Origin of the sequence: Marinobacter sp. tcs-11, from assembly GCF_002049515.1 — a bacterium.
In the GTDB taxonomy this organism is placed as follows: Bacteria; Pseudomonadota; Gammaproteobacteria; order Pseudomonadales; family Oleiphilaceae; genus Marinobacter; species Marinobacter nauticus.
On record NZ_LLYU01000001.1, the window covers coordinates 457,266 to 477,206 of the forward strand.

Sequence of the window (19,941 nt, forward strand, 5' to 3'; positions counted from 1 at the left end):
GCGAACACCGGTTGATACCTTGAATACTGATGGGAGGAAATGCGATGACGGATTATGTTGGCTCTTGCCTGTGTGGCGCCGTGAAGTTCGAGGTGCACGGAGACTTCGACAGCTTTTACCTGTGTCATTGCCGGTATTGCCAGAAGGACACCGGGTCTGCCCACGCGGCAAACCTGTTCTCCCAGTCGGCCCGGCTGGTCTGGCTGTCGGGTGAGGAGGCCGTGGCCTCCTTTACGCTCCCGGGCACCCGGCACCAAAAGTGTTTTTGCCGGACCTGTGGTTCGGCAGTGCCCAACACCCATATTCCGGGTTTGCTGGTAGTGCCTGCCGGGTGTCTGGACTCGGAGCTCTCCCGGGTGCCTACCGCGCATCTTTTCACGTCGAGCCGGGCAGCCTGGGATCGCGCGCTGGGCGATGTGCCGGAGTTCTCCGGTTTACCAAAGGCGACTTGATGCAGGCTATCGGGTGGAAGGACGGCGGATAATGATGACGGTTTTGCTGAAGGGCCTGTTGGTCTGGAGCGGTATTCTGGTGCTGGTCATCGCCGGTTTCCAGTGTTCGCAGAACCGTCGAGCCGTCCAGCAGGTAGAAGCGGACATCATCCAACTGGGAGTAGCCGAGTTCGGCCACCAGGTTGAGCCCGGCCGATGTGGCGTTCTCTGTGGGCACGCGCAGCCATTAGGCCGATGACGTAATGCCAAGGGTAGCTTTGCCGTCGGGCTGGTGTTGCTAGTCGCCGGCCGGCAGTGAGAGCACGTCCTGCAGAGATGCGAGGCCATCGCTGTCTTCCCAGTACTGGAACTGGCTGGCGATAGGTTGGTCTGCTCCGATGACGACGGTGGCTGAACGGGCAAAGGCGGCCTGGCTGCACAAAAGCAGCAACAACAGGAGAATGCGACACGTGTGTAGCAGGTTCACCGAAAGCCGACCTCGCTCGTCAACCCGAGACTGTTTGTTGTTTTCTTAACTCTGTCAGTCTAGCAATGCTGGCGGGCGAGAAAAGCCGTTGTTGTGGGTTTTAATGCAGCAAAATGTGTCAGGTTTCTAAGTAATTAACGTGGCTGGGCGTTTGCCTCATTGCTTTCGGGCCAGGGTATCCAGCATGCGGTTCACCACTTCCAGATGTTCCGGCTCATTGTGGCTCATGCCCTGGAAGCAGGCGCAGATATCCAGGAAATCCCGCAGTTCCGTGCGCTGGGCCATTTTCATCAGGCGCTTGGTCAGCCGGGTGGCCTTGGCGGGCTGCTGGGCGATACTGCGGGCAAGTGTCATGGCCGCGTCCATTAGCTGATCGGCAGGCACCACGTCCATCACGATACCAAGCTGTCTGGCTTCGTTGGCGTCGATCACGCGGCCGGTCAGGGTCAGCTCAAACGCTTTCTGGTAGCCGATCAGGCGTTGAAGGAACCAGGCCCCACCGTCACCGGGAATAATGCCCAGATTCAGGAAGGTTTCGCCAAACTTCGCGTTGTCTGCGGCCAGGCGAAGATCCGCCATGTTGGCCAGATCAAATCCTGCGCCGATGGCGGGGCCGTTCACCGCCGCAATCACTGGCACTTCCACGGCGTCCAGTGCCAGGGGAATACGCTGGATGCCCTTTCGGTAGCGCTCGGCGCATTCCGCCGGATCGCCTGCGAAGTCACCGCCCCGTTCGGCCATATCGCGAATATTACCCCCGGCACTGAAGGCCGAGCCTGCACCGGTGATCACCAGCACGGATACCTCCTCGCAGCTGTTCACCCACTCGGCCGTGGCAACTATATCGTCGATCAGATGGGAGCCGGTGAGCGCGTTGCGCAGGTCGTGGCGGTTCATGGTGAGCGTGGCCACTCGGTTTTCCAGAGTCAGCAGGGCATCGGTGAGTTGGGGCAGGGTACTCATAGTGGCTCCTTGTTGTTCGCGGTTGCCCCGATTGTGTCCTGACTGGCCGGCGGTTGCCAGCAACCTTTGGTGGAAGAGAGATCCGGTTTGATGAGGTGGTGTGGTGGTTTTCTGATCAAATTTGAAATCCCTGTCACGTTTCTGTAGCCTTTAATTTAATTGAACGTTCAATTAATAAAGATTGGATGGAAAGCCCATGCCGAAAGTCGGAATGAAAGACACCCGCCGCCAGCAACTGATCGACGCCACCATGGAGTCCATCGCTGAACTGGGGATGCAGAACACCACGATCGTGAGCATCAGCAAGCGGGCGGGAATGTCGTCCGGCATCATCAGCCACTATTTCGGGGGCAAGCAGGGGCTGATTGAGGCCGCCTTGCGCTACCTGCTGGACCAGTTAGGCAAGGAGCTGCGGGAGCGCATGGCGAAAACCGATCGCTCCCCGGCCCAGCGGTTGGACTGCATCATCGAGTCCAACTTTTCCGAGTTCCAGCGGTCGGCGCTGGCGGCGAAAACCTGGCTCAGCTTCTGGGCCCGCTCGATGCACGAGCCGGGGCTGAAGCGTTTGCAGCAGATCAACAACGCCCGGCTGTACAGCAACCTGCGTTATTCCTTCGCGCAGGTGCTGCCGCAGGCCGAGGCGACAGCGGCGGCCCGGCAAACGGCGGCGATGATCGACGGGTTCTGGTTGCGCAGTGCCCTGAGCCTGGACCCGGCCGAGAGCTTTGAAGCCGGCGAGCGGCTGTGCAAGCAGTTTGTCCACGAGACACTGGCCCGGGCTGGCGCCTGAGCCAATTTGAATTCCACGGCCCACAAGGCCTGAAGACACCGAACAGAGGTTACCAACGCGCTATGTCTGCATCTCTTCCTGTGGTTCAGAACTTTGTCCACGGCCGGTTTCTGGCCAACAGCACCGGCGAGACCTTCCCGGTGATGAATCCGGCCACGGGCCAGGTGATCTATGAAGTGGAAGTGGCGGATGAGTCTGTGCAACAGGCCGCCATCGAGAGCGCCCGCGCCGGTTTTGCCCAGTGGGCCGCCACACCCGCCATTGAGCGCAGCCGCATTCTGCTGAACGCGGTGGCCTTGCTCCGCGAGCGAAATGACGAGCTGGCGGCAGTGGAAGTGCGTGATACCGGTAAACCCTGGCAGGAAGCGGAAGCTGTGGATGTGGTGACCGGTGCCGATGCCATTGAGTTCTTTGCCGGCCTGGCGCCGTCCATCGAAGGTAACCAGCAGGATCTGGGGGGCGATTTCTATTACACCCGGCGGGAGCCGCTGGGCATCTGTGCGGGCATTGGTGCCTGGAACTATCCGATCCAGATCGCCTGCTGGAAGTCGGCCCCGGCCCTGGCCTGCGGCAACGCCATGATCTTCAAACCCTCCGAAGAAACGCCCATGGGCGCGGTGAAGCTGGCGGAAATCTTTATCGAAGCCGGTGTGCCGGCGGGCGTGTTCAACGTGGTGCAGGGCGCTGCTGAAGTTGGCCAGTGGCTGACCCATCACCCGGAGATTGCCAAGGTGTCGTTCACCGGTGAGGTGGGCACCGGCAAGAAGGTGATGGCCGCCGCCGCGTCGTCGCTGAAAGACGTGACCATGGAACTGGGTGGCAAGTCGCCGCTGATCATTTTTGACGACGCGGACCTGGAGAACGCCATCTCCGCCGCCATGGTGGGTAACTTCTACACCCAGGGCGAGATCTGCACCAACGGTACCCGGGTGTTTGTGCACGAGGACCTCTACCCGCGCTTTATCGAGCGCCTGCTGGAGCGCACACGCAAGAACATCAAGGCCGGTGACCCGATGAACCCGGACACCAACTTCGGCGCGCTGATCTCCAAAAAGCATCAGGAACTGGTGTTGGGTTACATCAGCAAAGGGCTGGCCGAAGGCGCCACGCTCAGCCACGGCGGACGGGCCTTTGAGCCGGAGGATTCTCAGGGCGGCTATTTCGTGGAACCGACCATTTTCACCGACTGCACCGACGACATGACCATCGTGAAGGAAGAGATTTTCGGGCCGGTGATGTCTGTGCTCACCTTCCGCGATGAAGACGAGGTGATTGCCCGGGCCAACAATACCGATACCGGACTTGCCGCGGGTGTGTTCACCAATGATATCCGCCGGGCACACCGGGTGATTCACCAGATTCAGGCCGGCATCTGCTGGATCAACAGCTACGGTGCTTCGCCGGCGGAAATGCCGGTGGGTGGCTACAAACTCTCCGGTATCGGCCGTGAGAACGGGCGCGAAACCATTGCGCACTACACCCGGATCAAGTCGGTGTATGTGGGCATGGAAGACATCGACGCCCCGTTTTAACCCCGCAGGCCACAGAGGAGAACGCGTATGAAAGAAAACCAATACGACTACATCATTGTGGGTGCGGGCTCAGCCGGTTGCGTGCTGGCTAACCGTCTGACCGAGGACAGTGAAAACCGGGTGCTGCTGCTGGAAACCGGTGGCAGTGACAAGAGCATCTTCATCCAGATGCCCACCGCGCTATCCATTCCCATGAACACCAAAAAGTACGCCTGGCAGTTCGAGACCGAGCCGGAGCTGTACCTGGACAATCGCCGTATGCATTGCCCCCGGGGCAAGGTGCTGGGTGGTTCGTCATCCATCAATGGCATGGTGTATGTCCGTGGCCATGCCCGGGATTTCGACGAGTGGCAGTCTGAAGGTGCCGACGGCTGGAGCTACCGCAACGTGCTGCCCTATTTCAAGAAGGCAGAAACCTGGGCCTTCGGCGGCGATGCCTACCGGGGGGGGGCCGGCCCCCTGGGTGTGAACAACGGCAACAACATGCGAAACCCGCTGTATACGGCGTTCATCCGGGCCGGCGTCGATGCCGGTTATCTGGAGACCGATGATTACAACGGTGCCCGCCAGGAAGGTTTTGGCGCCATGCACATGACCGTGAAGAACGGTCGCCGCTGGTCCACCGCCAACGCCTACCTGCGCCCGGCCATGGCGCGGCCGAATCTGACGGTGGTCACCCATGCCCTGGTGCATAAGGTACTTCTGGAAGGGACAACCGCCACCGGCGTGCGTTATGAGCAGGGTGGTCAGGTGCAGGAGGCCAAAGCCGCCAAGGAAGTGATTCTGTCGGCCGGTTCTATTGGCTCGCCACATTTGTTGCAGCTGTCAGGTATTGGCAAGCGCGAGGTGCTGGAGCAGGCTGGTATTGAGGTGAAGCATGAGCTGCCGGGCGTGGGTGAGAACCTTCAGGATCACCTGGAGTTCTACTTCCAGTTCCGCTGCCAGAAGCCGGTCTCCCTGAATGGCAAACTGGACTGGTGGAACAAGCTCAAGATCGGGGTGCGCTGGATTCTGCGCAAGGATGGCCTGGGGGCCACCAACCATTTTGAGTCCTGTGGTTTTATCCGCTCCAAGGCCGGCGTTGAATGGCCGGACCTGCAATACCATTTCCTGCCGGCGGCCATGCGCTACGACGGCCGCGAAGCCTTTGATGGCGACGGTTTCCAGCTCCACATCGGTCACAACAAGCCGAAGAGCCGGGGTTTTGTGCATGTGCTGTCTGCCGACCCCAAACAGGCCCCGCGCATTCGTTTCAACTACCTGGAACACGAGGCCGACCGCGAAGGCTTCCGCGACTGTGTGCGCCTGACCCGGGAGATCATCAGCCAGCCGGCCATGGACGAGTACCGTGGTGCGGAAATCCAGCCCGGTGTGGATGTGCAGAGCGATGAGCAGATCGATGCCTTCGTGCGCCAGGCGGTGGAGAGCGCTTATCACCCGTCCTGTTCCTGCAAGATGGGCACTGATGCGCTGGCGGTGGTAGACCCGGAAACCCGCGTGCGCGGTATCCAGAATCTGCGGGTGGTGGATTCGTCCATCTTCCCGACCATACCCAATGGCAACCTGAACGCGCCCACCATCATGGTGGCCGAGCGGGCAGCCGACCTTATCCGGGGCAGGGAGCCCCTGCAACCTTCGGACGCGCCGGTCTTCATGGATGACCAATGGCAGGCGCGCCAACGTCCGGGACAAGCGAAACGGTCGCTGGCCTAGCGACCGCAGTCCCGGCCCGGGTACGCAAGGTGCCCGGGTAGCAAGCCCTCAGGATTTCCCTATCAGCGCGACGGCATCCCGCCGTTTTCGGGCGACTGATAGGCAAGTCCTGGGTTTGTGTCCGATTCGAAAGAAGCAGCGCAAAAGGAGCCTCTGATTAACTCCAAATCGTCTCTGGCCTTCAGAGCGGTTCACAATCAAGACGCGACTTTGCAGGAAGGCTGGTTGCCTTTCAAAAAGTCGCAACGCGGAGTGTGGATCGCTCTGCAGGCCCCGTAGGGCGAGCCCTGAGAGCTTCATCTGCTGTGTTGCAGCTCTTGCCAAGGGCTACGGCCATTGGCTGCGAACTGCGCCTTACATCTGAAGCTCTCAGGGCTCGCAGAGTCGATCTGGAGTTGATCAGAGGCTCCTAAAAGTAGAGGAGGAACACCCATGCTGTGCACTACAATGACAAGGAACAACCGGAGGGAGATCGCATGACACTCTGGTTATCCACAGGCCTGATCTTTACCTTCGCCGCCATCGCCCTGATTCTGTATCGGTGGTGGGACATGCAGTGCATCGGCGTTACGCCGGTTCGCACGCTGACCTTCATTGCCATCCTGTTCACCTCCGGTCTGGATGTGGGGCTGATCATGTTCCCTCTCACCGAGTTCGGTGGTTACGGCAATGTCTCTGAAAACCCGGAATACGCCTTTGCCAACCCGCTGGCCATTGAGTTCGGGTTCTGGGCCTTCCTGATCTGGGGCTTCTATTTCCTGACCTGCTTTTACTTTGCCATCATTGAGCCGCGGGTGAAGTTCTTCGAGATTCCGATGGTGAAGCTGGTCAACAACGTGGTGATTATCGGCACCTGCGCGTTCACCGCTTACCTGCTGTTGGTGAATCTGCCCTGGTATCTGCCGCAACTGGGCGATGGTGAATCGGTGGTGCCGGCGTTCTACCTCATCGTGTTCCTGTCCATTGCGCTGGCGGTGTATTCCAGCTCCAAGGTCAAATACATCCGCATTCTGAGTGTTGGTTCCAGTGTGCTTTTCATTACCCTGATTGCGGGTATGTGGTTCCGGGCATTTGTTCTGGGTAAAGGCTCGCCGGCAGATTTCTTTGGCACCGCCGGCATGCTCGGTGAGTACTTTGCCAACATCCATCACTTTGTCCTGCCCATCAACGACTACCACGAGTTTTATCTGTTCTGGTGGTTTGCCTGGAGCATCATGATTGGTCAGTTCACCGCGCGTTTCGTGAGTGGTATCAAAACCTGGCAGCTGCTGATTGCCATGCTGGTCGTGCCGTCCGTTGCCATTGGCGTGTGGTTCAGCGTGCTCTATTACTATCACGCGGAGGGGCTGAAGATTGCCGCCTTCACCAACATCGCCATGATCTCGGTGGGCGTGTTGATGGTCATCAACTCCCTGGATTCCCTGATCCGGCTCTACACCGATAACCTGAACCTGACGGCGCAACGCCTGGGGCGGGTGAATTATGTGCTCTTCAACCTGGTGGCCATGGTCGGGCTGACCATGTTGTTCAAGCTGGATTTCCTGCGGATTCAGTGGGTGGGTGCGCTGGTCATTGCACTCTACTTTGGTTGCTTTGGTTATATACTGCTCAGGAAACGTTCAGAGGTGGCTGCCATCCAAACGTCACCAAAAGAAAATATTCTGGACTTCCGCAAGATTGAACTTGCAGGTTAAGGCCCCATATCAATGGCAGGTGGCTGAAGGCCCGGAAGGCTTTTGGCCGCCATGTTTAGCCGAAGTTGATGGCTGTATATAGGCTATGCCTATGCTGAGATTGGAAATAATCAATTTTCACTCAGATGGTCAAACCCGTATCTTGTGCATCGTTTCCAAACCATCAGTTAAATGAACCGACAGGAGTTATTCTGAGATGGGTATCGTTAACAGCGAAATCAAACCGTTCAACGCCACCGCATTCAAGCAGGGCGAGTTCGTAGAAATTTCTGAAGCCGACGTTAAAGGCAAGTGGGCCATCTTCTTCTTCTACCCGGCCGACTTCACCTTCGTGTGCCCGACCGAGCTGGGCGATGTGGCTGACAAGTACGAAGAGCTGCAGAAGCTGGGCGTAGAAGTGTTCTCTGTATCTACTGATACTCACTTCACCCACAAAGCATGGCACGACACTTCCGAGACCATCGGCAAGATCAACTACTACATGGTTGGCGACCAGACTGGCACCATCACCAACAACTTCGGTGTTATGCGTGAAGGCCAGGGCCTGGCAGACCGCGCCACTTTCCTGATCGATCCGGACGGTATCATCCAGGCTGTTGAAATCACTGCCGAAGGCATCGGCCGTGACGCAGACGACCTGCTGCGCAAGGTTAAAGCCGCCCAGTACGTTCGCAACCATCCTGGCGAAGTTTGCCCGGCCAAGTGGAAAGAAGGCGAAGAAACTCTGGCTCCGTCTCTGGACCTGGTTGGCAAGATCTAAGTTTCCCCGATTCGGTGAAACTTACAGAAAGGCCCGCACTGCGGGCCTTTTTTGTATCTATCAATCGTTACGACTGAATTTTATAGGTATGGCCTATCAGAAGGTTTGGGTCAATCAATTTGAGCAACGAACCGTCTGGCCGTATCTTAATCATAACTTCAGATAACGATTCATTATTGAATTCAGAAACTTAGTTTCACGACATAAAGGGGAATACCAAACATGTTGGATGCCAATATCAAAGGACAGTTGAAGGCCTATATGGAAAAGCTGCAGCAGCCGATTGAGCTGGTGGCAGCCTATGACGACAGCAAGAAGTCCGAGGAGCTCAAGCAGCTGCTGGAAGAAATCGAGCCGATGTCCGAGAAGATCAGCCTGCGGACCGAGGAATCGACTGAGGTGCGTCGTCCGTCCTTCGCCATCAATCGTGTAGGCACCGACATTGGCGTTCGCTTTGCCGGTATTCCCATGGGCCACGAATTCACTTCGCTGGTGCTGGCCCTGCTGCAGGTGGGTGGCCATCCATCCAAGGCGTCTCAGGAAGTGATCCAGCAGGTTCAGGAGCTGGAAGGTGAGTTCGAGTTTGAAACCTACTTCTCGCTGTCCTGCCAGAACTGCCCGGACGTGGTTCAGGCCCTGAACCTGATGAGCGTGCTGAACCCGAACATCAAGCACACCTCCATTGACGGTGCCCTGTTCCAGGACGAAGTTGAGCAGCGTGAAGTGATGGCGGTACCCAGTGTTTACCTGAATGGCCAGCCCTGGGGCCAGGGCCGGATGACGCTGGAAGAGATTGCGGCCAGGCTGGACACCAACTCGGCTGAAAAAGAAGCTCGTAAGATCAACCAGAAAGATGCGTTTGACGTTCTGGTGATCGGTGGTGGCCCGGCAGGCTCTGCTGCGGCTATCTATGCCGCACGAAAGGGCATTGCGACCGGTATCGCGGCTGAGCGTTTTGGTGGCCAGGTGGCCGACACCATGGGCATCGAAAACCTGATTTCTGTGCCTTACACCGAAGGCCCGAAACTGGTGGCGGCCATGGAGCAGCACGTCAACGAATACGAAGTCGACATCATGAACATGCAGCGTGCCGAGAAGCTGATTCCGGCCGAGCAGACCGGAGGCCTGCACGAGGTACGCCTGGCCAACGGCGGCTCTCTGAAAGCTCGCACGGTGATTCTGTCCACCGGCGCCCGCTGGCGTCAGATGGGTGTGCCGGGTGAGGAAGAGTACCGCAACAAGGGCGTGGCCTACTGCCCGCATTGCGACGGCCCGCTGTTCAAAGGCAAGCGCGTAGCGGTGATTGGCGGTGGTAACTCCGGCGTGGAAGCGGCCATCGACCTGGCAGGTATTGTCGGCCACGTGACGCTGATCGAGTTTGGCGAGCAGATGCGTGCCGATGAAGTGCTGCAGAAGAAACTGCGTAGCCTGAACAACGTGAAGATCATTACGTCTGGCCAGACCACGGAAGTGGTGGGTACCGATGGCAAGGTCAGCGGCCTGAACTACACCGACCGTACCACCGGTGAGTCGCATCACGTTGAACTGGAAGGCGTGTTTGTTCAGATCGGCCTGGTGCCGAACACCGAGTGGCTGAAAGGCGACATCGAACTGAGCCAGCACGGCGAGATCATCGTAAATGATCGTAACGAGACCTCGATCCCGGGTGTGTTCGCGGCAGGCGATGCCACCACCGTGCCCTACAAGCAGATCGTGATCTCTATGGGTGAAGGTTCCAAGGCTGCCCTGAGCGCCTTCGATTTCCTGATCCGTAATTCTGCTGAGTAAGTTGTTCACACAAGCCTGAATTCAGGCTGACCCCTGAAACCGGCGCCCACGGGAAGTGGGCTGCCGGTTTTTTTATGGCTTCAGGAACGGTCCGAGATGTCCTGTTCCAGGCTGCCCGTCATGGTTTGGGGCTGGCCATCCGCTTCAAACAGGTGGCCATAGGCCCGGCGAACGCCGTCAACGATGAAATCGAAGGGCACATCGTCGAACACGCCGTGATCATTGATGTATTCCATATGCGCCTGGCCGTCTTCCGTGAATTCCTGGAAGACCGAGTCGTTCACCCCATCAAATGGCAGGGGCTCTACCTTCATCAGCTCGCATAACTGTCGGTTGAAGGCCGGTGTGGCTTTCACCCAGCGACCATTGAGATACAGCTCGATAAAGCCGTGCATGCGGAAAATGTCGGAACGCAGCCACTCAATCAGCTTCGGGCTGGACAGATGGTTACGTACATCCGCCAGGCCCAGCCGGCTGGGAATGCCGATGGAGCGGGCTGCGGCACCCAGCAGCACGGCTTTGGGAATGCAGTAGGTTTCGCCCGATTCCAGCGCGTAACTGGCCGAGAGCGTGCGTGGCTCGGTTCTGAACACGTAGGGGTTGTACTGGATGCTGTCGCGCACCGCCAGATACAGCGCCTTGATCTGTGCCACCGGGTCGTCCGCTACGCCGGCCAGGTGCTGCTGAACCCAGGCCTCGACGGCGGGATGGTCGTAGTCGAAGAAGGGGGTGGCTCTCAGGTAGTTTTCCATTCCGGGCATCCAGAGTTTGCGCATGGTTGGCTGATGATCTCCCGATTAGCAAGCTACAGGCAATGACATTTTCCACCAATCCGGGTGACCAGAGGCACCGGGTTCGATCGGCTGGGGAGAGGTCGATGCGGATACCGTATTGTTCGTTATACTGACCGGCAAGATTTGCCGACGGCTAAGGAGCTGCATGGTTTTACGTGTTGTACTGATGATCAGCCTGTTTCTGGGCACCGTTAGTCGGGTGGCGGATGCGGATACGCTCCCAAACCCGAGTGCGTCGGACACGCTCCCGAATGTGGTGTTCCTGTCACCGGATACATCCCGTTTCTGGCACATGGTTGCAGGTTTCATGGAGCAGGTGGCTGCGGACCTGGAGGTTGAGTTTGACGTCCTGTTCGATGAGGGGCGGCATCGGCTCAGTTATCTGAAGCTGGTCCAGCAAGTTCTCAGTCGGGAGGAGAAACCCGATTACCTGATCATCATGTGGAAGGAGCAGGTAACCGCGCAGATCCTGGATTATGCGCGCCGGCAAAGCGTTAAGGTGTTCTCGTTTAACACTGCGGTGCCAGAGGCCGCGCGAGAGAAGGTGGGTTCTGCGCCCAGAGAAAAAATGGAGAACTGGATTGGCCATCTGGGGGTCGATAATGTCTCCGGTGGTCAACTACTGGCCAGGATGCTCGACCAGCGAGCACGGGTGCTCAACCTGGTCAGGTCTGATGAGCCGGTACCTGTTGTTGCACTGACTGGCACCCTGGATTCCTCTGCAGCTCGTGATCGCAGTCTCGGGCTGCTTGAGGCGACGGATGGGGCAGGCTCGGAACTGTTGCAGTCTGTTCGTGCCGACTGGAGCGAGCTGGAGGCGAGAGACAAAACATCGGTGCTGTTGCGGCGGTATCCGAATACGGCTGCAATCTGGAGCGCCAGCGACGGCATGGCGCTTGGCGCCATGGATGCTGCCAGGCGCGCGGGCTTACGTCCCGGCAATGACTTGGTAGTGGGTGGCATTGACTGGGAGCCGGAAGCGCTTGCGGCGATTCGCGCGGGCGATCTGTATGTCAGTCTTGGCCGGCATTTCATGGGTGGAGGGCTGGCGTTATTGCTGGTGCACGACTATCACCGGGGATACGATTTTGCAGATAGCGGACAATCGGCCTCGATGCACTACCAGTTTAAGGCTGCGACTGCCGACAACGTGGACGACATCGCCCACATGCTTGCGCCGGAAAACTGGAAAGCTGTCGATTTCCGGGCTTTCAGTCGGGTGTTCAATTCGCAGCTCCGCGAGGTGCCTGTGAGTGCCGAGCGATTAATGGACGGCTTTTCGGCGGCGTTGATGAAACAGGGTGGCAGATAGCGCGCCGGAGGAAGGGGCTCCCTCCGGTCGCCAGTATTACTCAGGATTTTCCCTCAAAGCCCTGCATGACATTGACCGCATTTACGCCAATGGCGTCCACATCGTAGCCGCCTTCCATGGTAAACACGGTGGGCAAACCCAGCTGCGCCAGGCGCTGCCCCAGGCTGAGGTAGTCTTCCGAGGCCAGCTTGAAGAACGAGATGGGGTCGTGCTCGAAGGTGTCCACGCCCAGCGCCACCACCAGGGCATCGGGCTTGAACACTTCAATGCGCTCGCAAGCGGTTTCCAGGCCCTGGCTCCAGGTGCTGTAGGGCGTTCCCGGCGGATAGACGATGTTCAGGTTGTAGCCTTCGCCGGTGCCTTCCCCCAGCTCGTCTTCAAACCCTAGGAAGTGCGGGAACACCAGATCCGGGTCGCCGTGCAGGCTGATAGTGAGGACATCGGCCCGGTCATAGAAAATGGCCTGGGTGCCATTGCCGTGATGGAAATCCACATCCAGGATAGCAACCTTGCCGTAGCCCTGGTCCCGGAACGCCTGCGCCACGATAGCTGCGTTGTTGAAGAAGCAGTAGCCGCCGAACAGGTCGGCGTGGGCGTGGTGCCCGGGTGGTCGGCACAGGGCAAAGGCAGCGCGCTCACCATCGGCCACCAGTTTCTGGGCGGTCAGGGCCACGTTGGCGGAAGCGCGGGCGGCTTCCCAGGTGCCCTCCGAGATCGAGGTTTCGGCGGCAAAGCTGTAATAGCCCAGGCGGCCATCAATGTCCTTGGGAATCCGGTGGCGCATGCCCCGGCCTGCCCACACCGCGGGAATGGCTTCGCCGGGCTTGCCCGCAGCCAGCCAGTCCTGCCAGCAGGTCTCCAGAAACGCCACGTAATCCGGTGTGTGCACGCGCTGGATCGGCGCCAGCCCGAATTCTTCCGGCTCCAGAATCTCGCCCAGGGCCTGGTCTTTCACCCTGGCCAGGATGGTCTCGGCTCTTGAGGGTTTTTCATGGGGTTCGATCAGCAGGCCGCCATCCAGTTCGGTGCGTACATGGCGCCGGCTGTGCAACGGGGAGAAGACGGTTTTCATAGGGCGCGGGTCCTTGATATCAACGTGGAAGCACTCTGGCACAGGTTTGTGCATGGCTCAAACCCGGTAAGTGTGGCAGGCTGGGGTGCAGCATCGGGAGAGGGGATTACCGCTATGACAGAACTGGTTGCCGGGCTTACGCTCAGCCAGGGGCTGGGGCAGCTGTGTGGGTTGGTGGCCCTGGGGTTCTGTATTGCCGGTTTTGCCAACAAGAACGACGACCGCCTCCTGGTACTGCTGATTTCGGCCAATGTGGCCTTCGCCCTGATGTTCGCGTTCTTTCAGAGCTGGACGGCGGCGGCCCTGACGGTACTGGTGATCCTGCGCATCGCCCTGGCGCGCCGGTACCAGGGCAACGGGTTGATCATGGCGGTCATGCTGGTGGTCAATCTGCTGGTGGCCTGGGCAACCTGGACGTCTGCTACCGATGTGTTTCCCCTCACCGCCGCCGTTCTCGGCACCGTGGGCATGTTCATGCTCCGGGGTATTCCCCTTCGTATTGTTCTGGGGCTGGCGGCGCTGGCCTGGATGCTCAATAACCTGGTGATCGGATCCGTCGGCGGTACTCTGGCTGAGGGCATGGTGCTGGTTACCAACATCATTACCATCATCCGGCTGTACCGGTTGCAGAAACAATATCCCGGGCTTGATCTGCAGGCGCCACGGTCGGGAGAAGAGCGCGGGTAAGTTTGTCGTCGTCGCTGGCTTTGGCTATGGTCTAAGGGTGCCAACGGGCACCTAGTAACCGCCAATCAGGAGTGATGCATGGCAAACGACAGTTATCATGAGCCGGTGGGTGAACTGACAGACGACACCCGTGATATGCACCGGGCCGTCAGTTCGCTGATGGAAGAGTTTGAAGCCGTTGACTGGTACAACCAGCGGGTGGATGCCTGCAAGGATCCGGAACTCAAAGCGATTCTTGAACATAATCGCGACGAGGAGAAAGAACACGCGGCCATGGTGCTTGAGTGGATTCGGCGGAAGGATCCGACCATGGACAAGTACCTTCGGGAATTCCTGTTCAAAGAGGGGCCAATCGGTCACCACGACTGACTCAAACAGCCATATCCTGAGCGCAGATTGGCCAATTCCCGGAGCTGTCGGCCTGCGCTATCGTGATTCTCTACACGTGATTACAAGAAACGGATCGGATTCCGAGAGGGCAGGATATGGCTAAACAGCATTATGATGTATTGATCATTGGCGCCGGAGTATCCGGCATCGGCATGGCCTGCCACCTGAAACGGGAATGCCCTGGCAAGCGTTTCGCCATTCTGGAGCGCCGCCAGTCCCTCGGCGGCACCTGGGACCTGTTCCGTTACCCGGGTATTCGCTCGGATTCCGATATGTTCACCTTTGGTTATAACTTCCGGCCCTGGACCGGGGGCAAGGTGCTGGCGGACGGCGCTTCGATCAAGAACTACGTGGCGGAAACCGCGAAAGAGAACGATGTCGAGCGCCACATTCGTTATGGCGTGGCCGTGAAAACTGCGGACTGGTCCAGTGCCGACAAATGCTGGACCCTGACGGCCGAGAACGAGCAGACCGGTGATCGGGAAACCTTCACCGCCAGCTTTTTGGTGGGCTGTACCGGCTACTACAATTATGATCAGGGCTACAAACCGGATTTTCCGGGCGAGGCCGACTTCAAGGGGCAGATTGTCCAGCCCCAGCACTGGCCGGAAAACCTGTATTACACGGGCAAGAAGGTGGTGGTGATCGGCAGCGGTGCCACGGCCATTACTCTGGTGCCCACCATGGCGGAGAAGGCCGCACACGTTACCATGTTGCAGCGTTCGCCCACTTATCTCATGCCGCTGCCATCTACCGATAAAGTCACCCTGGCCTTGCAGAAAGTCCTGCCGGAAAAGGCCGCCTACCGGCTGACCCGTGCCCGTAATATCTCCATCTCCCGTTTGCTGTATGAGCGCTCGCGCAAGAGCCCGAAGGCCATGCGCCGGTTGTTCCTGGGAATCATCAAGCGCCAACTCAAGGGCAAGGCCGACATGCGCCACTTCAGCCCGGACTACAACCCCTGGGACCAGCGTCTGTGTGTAGTGAAAGATGGCGACCTGTTTGAGGCCATTAAAGCCGGCACCGCCTCCATCAAGACCGATCATATCGAACGCTTCACCAAAACCGGCATTCGCCTGAAGTCCGGTGAGGAGATGGAAGCCGACATCATCATTCCGGCTACCGGCCTGGACATCCAGATGCTGGGCGGCATCACGCCCCGGGTGGATGGCCAGGAGGTGGCGCTCAAGGACAAGGTGATCTACAAGAATGTGATGGTGGAAGGCGTACCCAACGCGGGCATGATCTTTGGCTACACCAACATTTCCTGGACCCTGAAAGCCGATATTGCCAGTGAGTACCTGTGCCGGCTGATCAACCACATGGATCGTAACGGCCATCAGGTGGCCGTGGCACGAGATACCGAGAACAGTAAAGGAGACGATACCATTCTCGGTTCCCTCGACGCGGGTTACATCAAGCGGGCAGAAGACCGGTTGCCGCGTCAGGGCACCCACGGCCCGTGGAAAGCCTCCCAGAACTATCTGCAGGATGTGAAGATCCTGCGCTTCGATCCCATCGAAGACGGCTATCTTGAGTTTGATGGCCAACCCAGTCGCGCGAGCGAAGGCCGTTCATCCGGTTTCCTTCGCCCGCTGCGTTCGGCTCTGTTCGGGGCCTGAGTCAGGCCCCGATTGTTACCGCTCCTCCGCCGACACCGAGACGTTGGCAGTAGTGTCGGCAGCTTGCCTCCAGGTACTGAGCGAACGGCGGTAAATGCACGTTCTGCTGCGCCAGAAACTGCTCTGTACGGGATGTGTCGAAACGGCAGGTCTGAATAAACGCCAGGGACTCCGGGGCCACCTTCAGCAGCCCGGGCAAGCCAGGTATGGCCAGCAGAGCTTTCATCACGCCGATAGGAAGATGCCTGCGGGGACCAGGCTTGCCCAGGAGTTGCGCAGCGGCCTGTAACAGTCCCGCCAGGTTGGGCGTGTTCTGGTCCAGCGCCAACAGCGTATCGGGCACCCGATTGGCCGTGCAGGCCGCTGCAATTAGTTGCGCCAGGCTATCCACCGGAATCAATGGCAACCAGTGCTCTGGCGACCCCGGAATCATGGCCAGTCGCCCGTGGTAAAGGTTGTCGAGCAAGCTGTACAGCGGTTGGGCCGGGTCCAGGTCCCCCGTTGAACGGTGGCCCGCCACCGTCGCCGGCTGTACTTCGACCGCATCCAGCCCGTGCTTTGCCACGAATTCCCGCAAGCGGAATGCGGATTCCAGTTTGCTGGCCTCATAGCCACCGGCTTGCCGGTACACCTGGCTCCAGTCGGTCTGCTCCGGGTGACTCAATTGAATGCCCTGGCGTGACAGGTGTGCCTCGTTGGCGAGCATGAACCCTGTGATAAACACCAGCCGGCAGTCCAGGTGGCGGGCCAGTTCCGCCACCCGAAGACTGCCGGTAACGTTGGTGTGACGGGCCTCATGCTCGGACAGGTTCCAGGCGAACCGGGCGGCCAGATGCACGATGCATTCGATGCGGTCCGGTAAGGTGACCAGGCCCAGGTCCGGCTTTTCCAGATCGCCTTCCAGGGCGGAAAACCGCTCCATGGCGACGCCCTGCTGTTCGAGAAAGCCGGTGAGCTGTGTCAGGCTGGACTTGGAGCGGGTCAGTGCCTGCACGTCATGCCCCTGCTGCAACAGGGTGAGGCAAAGATATTTACCAATAAAACCGGTGGCGCCGGTGATCAGGATGGTCATGGTGCGTTCCTTGTTCATTGAGTCGAACGCAGCCTAAAGTATGGAGTATGCTCGAAGGTCAACAGGGAGGGTGCTTGGCATGAGGATATCGGAACTGGAAAGGCGCACCGGGGTGACCCGGGATACCCTGCGCTACTACGAAAAACAGGGGCTGATCCGGGAGGTGGGCCGCAGCGGAAACAACTATCGGGACTACCCGGAGCAGGCCGTCGCGCGTGTGGCGATGGTGCGGCAACTCAAGAGCCTGGGTTTTTCGCTGAACGAAATCCGTGAGTTGCTGGATGCGGTTCGCTCGGACCGGATTGATTGCCTGCAGGGTGCGGCGGTGATGGCCCGCAAGAGGGCTCTGGTGGATGCCCGGATTCGCGAACTGAAGGCCGTCAGCGCGTTATTGAAACAGGAGCAGGCCCGCCTGGAGGCCAGTGCCAGGGAGCATGGGCTGGTTTGATGGCCATCCTCATAATTGCTGATGGCGCGGTAAAAGTAGCTTCCTTAACATAGGTGGTCTATTCGGGTTCCTTTGATCTGTCCGGGAAACGGTCTTGCTGCCACTTCGCTCTGCGTTAGCCTACGTTGCCTTACTCTCTGCCATTCTGGCGAGCCTGCCGGGTATGACCTATCTGGGTGCTGCCGCCGCGGGTGCGACCGTCTTGCTGGGCTGGCAGGACATGCGCAATGTGCCCCGGGTGGTGTTTGTGGTGGCCCTGGCCATGTTCGTTTTCGCCCTGGGCTATGACCCGGAGCTGATTGAGACCGCCTCCGGCAACATGACCCGGCTGGCCGGCCTGATGCTGGCGGTGATGCTGCTGTCGAATGTGTTGGCCCGTACGGAGGACCTGCAACAGATTTCCGTCAGTCTGTTTGGTGGTGAGCCGTTGGCCCGATACCTCAGCCTCGCGTTTGGCACTTCGCTGGTGTCTGTTCCCCTGAACTTTGGTTCGGTGGCGGTGGTGGGCAGCCTGGTGGGCGAGCGCATCCGTCGCAACGGCGATTCCGAGTCTACCCGCAATGCCACCCGGGCTGTTTTGCGAGGGTTTGGCGTCGCCCCCATGTTTTCGCCCCTGTCCATTTCTGTGGTGCTGACTCTGACCCTGCTGCCGCAGGTGAGCCTGCTGTCGTTACTGTCACTGGCGGTACCGTTTTCTGTGCTGATGGTGCTGGCCGGGCTACGCTGGCGAGAACCGGAGCCGTTGCAAAGCACAGAGCGGAGCGTTAACCGTGCTGGCGCGAGTAATTGGTTGCGGTTTGGCGGACTGATTCTGGCGATCTGTGTGGGTGTACTCTGGCTTAGCCACCGGTTCGGGTTGAGTTATGCCCATGCGGTGGCCCTGAGCTGTCTGGCTGCGGTGCTGTTATACAGGATTCTGGGCTGGCTGAACCGGGAAAATCCACCTATGACCAGCATGGCCAACGTCAGCAACGAACTGGCTATTGTTGGTGGCTCGGCGTTTATCGGGGCGGTACTCAGTGGTGTGGTACTGGGCCAGATCAGCGGTCAGCCGGAATTACCGGTGTGGCTATGGGGCATACTGGCAGCCGGTGTGCCCTGGGTGTTCTTTGCTGCCGGGCTGGCAGGTATGAACCCGATTATTATCGCCACCCTGGTCGGCGGTATTCTGGGCTCGTTGTGGCCAACCGCAGCTCAGCTCGGCCTGGCCATCGCCATGGTAACGGGTTGGGGTATTACCGCCTTCGGGACCCCCTTTGCCGCCAATGCCCTGATTATGGAACGGCTGACCGGATACCGACCCCGGGATGCCTCCTTCCGCTGGAGCCTGGCATTGTCTCTTTCGGGTCTGTGCGCGGCCAGTCTTCTGGGCTTCAGTCTGACCCTGTGGCTGGCCTGAGGTAAGTTGGGTCGAAGCGCTCGAGGCTTCGGGCCAGGCTGGCGCGGGACAGTTCGCCCATATGGGTATCCACCAGGTGGCCCTGCGAGTTGTAGAACAGGGTGGTGGGCAGGCCGTGGCTGCCGACTACCCGGCCAAACCGGTTCTGGCGGTCGCTCAGTACGTGGCTCAGGTTCAGGTTCTGTGCCATCAGGAACTTGCGGATGGTTTCCGGGTGTTCGCCCTGATTGGCGAATACAAAGTTCACGTTCGGGTAGCGTTGCTGGGCGTCTTCCAGCACCGGCATCTCGCGGATACACGGCGGGCACCAGGTGGCCCAGAGATTGACCACCGTGGGCTTGTCACCGGCCAGGCTGGCCAGGTCCACCGGGCGTTCGTTCAGATCGGTCAGGGCCACTTCCGGCAATCCCTGAGTTTGCTGGTTGATCAGCGCAATAATGCCAGACATACCGCCCCAGATGATGAGGCCAGCAGCGACCGCCGAGCCCAGCGCCCGGCGTATGGCCGCCCGTTTCCACATCAGGTAACCGGTGAAGGCCAACGTAGCAATCAGGCCGGTCACCAGGTCGAACCCGCCGTCGCGGATGTCGATCATGCCCAGCCAGTTGCCCTGATACTCGCTGAAGTAGCGCACCACAAAGCCGATGCGGGCACTGACCATGGCCACCAGGAAGATATCGGCCAGCGTACCAGCGACCGGCGTTTTCTCTTTCCGGCCGATCAGTGCGCCAACTATAAGTGCAACCACGAAGGCCAGAACCAGAAGCAGGTGTCCGATCGACAGACTGAGAGGGCCAACGCCGACGCTGAGCATGGAATCTCCGGAAATCAGTGAGTTTTTAGGGGCATACGGCGGCTAATGACCGGCGGGCCCTGTCAGAGTTCCATTTGCCACCGTGAAAATGAAGGCCGGCCAATAAAACCACCTATAGCTATTTGCCGGGTGCTCTGTTACCGTGCCTGCATCCTGCCTCTAGGGATTCCGCA

General features: G+C 59.1%; 20 protein-coding genes. 13 read left to right on the top strand and 7 right to left on the bottom strand.

The annotated features are described in order from the left end of the window. Window positions 1-44: 44 nt before the first annotated feature. On the top strand, window positions 45-452 hold the full coding sequence (locus ARC85_RS02025) for a GFA family protein (protein ID WP_153739668.1): 408 nt from the start codon (window positions 45-47) through the stop codon (window positions 450-452). On the opposite strand, the gene ARC85_RS02030 is transcribed toward ARC85_RS02025, so the two are convergent. The 3 genes from ARC85_RS02030 to ARC85_RS02040 all read right to left on the bottom strand — a co-directional run bounded on the left by ARC85_RS02030 (window position 376) and on the right by ARC85_RS02040 (window position 1,881). Then, window positions 376-669: a 7TM-DISM domain-containing protein gene (locus tag ARC85_RS02030; RefSeq protein WP_227548769.1), complete on the bottom strand. Its 294-nt coding sequence runs from the start codon at window positions 667-669 to the stop codon at window positions 376-378. The genes ARC85_RS02025 and ARC85_RS02030 overlap by 77 nt on opposite strands. A 60-nt stretch (window positions 670-729) precedes the next feature. Beyond that, on the bottom strand, window positions 730-918 hold the full coding sequence (locus tag ARC85_RS02035; protein WP_226538070.1) for a hypothetical protein: 189 nt from the start codon (window positions 916-918) through the stop codon (window positions 730-732). A gap of 156 nt (window positions 919-1,074) precedes the next feature. Beyond that, on the bottom strand, window positions 1,075-1,881 hold the full coding sequence (locus ARC85_RS02040) for an enoyl-CoA hydratase-related protein (RefSeq protein ID WP_153739667.1): 807 nt from the start codon (window positions 1,879-1,881) through the stop codon (window positions 1,075-1,077). 196 nt (window positions 1,882-2,077) lie between these two features. On the opposite strand from ARC85_RS02040, the gene betI reads away from it, so the two are divergent. The 6 genes from betI to ahpF all read left to right on the top strand — a co-directional run bounded on the left by betI (window position 2,078) and on the right by ahpF (window position 10,158). Continuing rightward, the gene (betI, locus tag ARC85_RS02045; RefSeq protein WP_023008748.1) at window positions 2,078-2,671 is read left to right on the top strand and encodes a transcriptional regulator BetI; all 594 of its coding nucleotides are present in this window, start codon (window positions 2,078-2,080) and stop codon (window positions 2,669-2,671) included. A 62-nt stretch (window positions 2,672-2,733) separates the two neighbouring features. Continuing rightward, a complete protein-coding gene (betB, locus tag ARC85_RS02050) occupies window positions 2,734-4,203 on the top strand; it encodes a betaine-aldehyde dehydrogenase (protein ID WP_286714211.1) in 1,470 nt (489 codons plus the stop codon). 27 nt (window positions 4,204-4,230) lie between these two features. Further along, entirely contained in the window at window positions 4,231-5,916 is a 1,686-nt protein-coding gene (gene betA / locus ARC85_RS02055; protein ID WP_153739665.1) for a choline dehydrogenase, read from the top strand. Window positions 5,917-6,353: 437 nt separating this feature from the next. Continuing rightward, window positions 6,354-7,610, top strand: coding sequence for a BCCT family transporter (locus tag ARC85_RS02060; RefSeq protein ID WP_227548768.1), 1,257 nt, complete (start codon window positions 6,354-6,356; stop codon window positions 7,608-7,610). Window positions 7,611-7,806: 196 nt separating this feature from the next. Next, window positions 7,807-8,370 (top strand): alkyl hydroperoxide reductase subunit C, encoded by a 564-nt coding sequence (ahpC, locus tag ARC85_RS02065; protein ID WP_011787240.1) that lies wholly within the window; start codon window positions 7,807-7,809, stop codon window positions 8,368-8,370. 222 nt (window positions 8,371-8,592) lie between these two features. Beyond that, window positions 8,593-10,158 carry an alkyl hydroperoxide reductase subunit F gene (ahpF, locus tag ARC85_RS02070; protein WP_199451933.1) on the top strand — a complete coding sequence of 522 codons (1,566 nt, stop codon included), beginning with the start codon at window positions 8,593-8,595 and terminating at the stop codon, window positions 10,156-10,158. Between the two features lie 80 nt (window positions 10,159-10,238). Here ahpF and ARC85_RS02075 read toward each other — a convergent pair whose 3' ends face one another. Then, entirely contained in the window at window positions 10,239-10,910 is a 672-nt protein-coding gene (locus ARC85_RS02075) for a transglutaminase-like domain-containing protein (protein WP_228285468.1), read from the bottom strand. Between the two features lie 187 nt (window positions 10,911-11,097). Between ARC85_RS02075 and ARC85_RS02080 the strand changes: the two genes are divergently transcribed. Then, on the top strand, window positions 11,098-12,264 hold the full coding sequence (locus tag ARC85_RS02080) for an ABC transporter substrate-binding protein (protein ID WP_199451931.1): 1,167 nt from the start codon (window positions 11,098-11,100) through the stop codon (window positions 12,262-12,264). Between the two features lie 40 nt (window positions 12,265-12,304). On the opposite strand, the gene ARC85_RS02085 is transcribed toward ARC85_RS02080, so the two are convergent. Then, window positions 12,305-13,336: a histone deacetylase family protein gene (locus tag ARC85_RS02085; protein ID WP_023008741.1), complete on the bottom strand. Its 1,032-nt coding sequence runs from the start codon at window positions 13,334-13,336 to the stop codon at window positions 12,305-12,307. 114 nt (window positions 13,337-13,450) lie between these two features. On the opposite strand from ARC85_RS02085, the gene ARC85_RS02090 reads away from it, so the two are divergent. From ARC85_RS02090 to ARC85_RS02100, 3 genes are all read left to right on the top strand, one after another. Next, window positions 13,451-14,023, top strand: a complete 573-nt coding sequence (locus ARC85_RS02090) for a YgjV family protein (protein WP_113879346.1) — start codon at window positions 13,451-13,453, stop codon at window positions 14,021-14,023. A 78-nt stretch (window positions 14,024-14,101) separates the two neighbouring features. Then, window positions 14,102-14,392 (top strand): encapsulin-associated ferritin-like protein, encoded by a 291-nt coding sequence (locus ARC85_RS02095; protein ID WP_011787234.1) that lies wholly within the window; start codon window positions 14,102-14,104, stop codon window positions 14,390-14,392. A gap of 116 nt (window positions 14,393-14,508) precedes the next feature. After that, on the top strand, window positions 14,509-16,035 hold the full coding sequence (locus ARC85_RS02100; protein WP_199451930.1) for a flavin-containing monooxygenase: 1,527 nt from the start codon (window positions 14,509-14,511) through the stop codon (window positions 16,033-16,035). A gap of 1 nt (window position 16,036) precedes the next feature. Here ARC85_RS02100 and ARC85_RS02105 read toward each other — a convergent pair whose 3' ends face one another. Continuing rightward, entirely contained in the window at window positions 16,037-17,107 is a 1,071-nt protein-coding gene (locus tag ARC85_RS02105; RefSeq protein WP_286714212.1) for an SDR family oxidoreductase, read from the bottom strand. Between the two features lie 79 nt (window positions 17,108-17,186). On the opposite strand from ARC85_RS02105, the gene ARC85_RS02110 reads away from it, so the two are divergent. Continuing rightward, entirely contained in the window at window positions 17,187-17,555 is a 369-nt protein-coding gene (locus ARC85_RS02110; RefSeq protein ID WP_199451928.1) for a MerR family transcriptional regulator, read from the top strand. A gap of 94 nt (window positions 17,556-17,649) precedes the next feature. After that, window positions 17,650-18,954: a hypothetical protein gene (locus ARC85_RS02115; protein ID WP_286714213.1), complete on the top strand. Its 1,305-nt coding sequence runs from the start codon at window positions 17,650-17,652 to the stop codon at window positions 18,952-18,954. Here the strand turns inward: ARC85_RS02115 and ARC85_RS02120 are convergent. After that, window positions 18,929-19,768 carry a TlpA disulfide reductase family protein gene (locus ARC85_RS02120; protein WP_153739658.1) on the bottom strand — a complete coding sequence of 280 codons (840 nt, stop codon included), beginning with the start codon at window positions 19,766-19,768 and terminating at the stop codon, window positions 18,929-18,931. The two genes, ARC85_RS02115 and ARC85_RS02120, sit on opposite strands and share 26 nt — an antisense overlap. Between the last annotated feature and the right edge of the window lie 173 nt (window positions 19,769-19,941).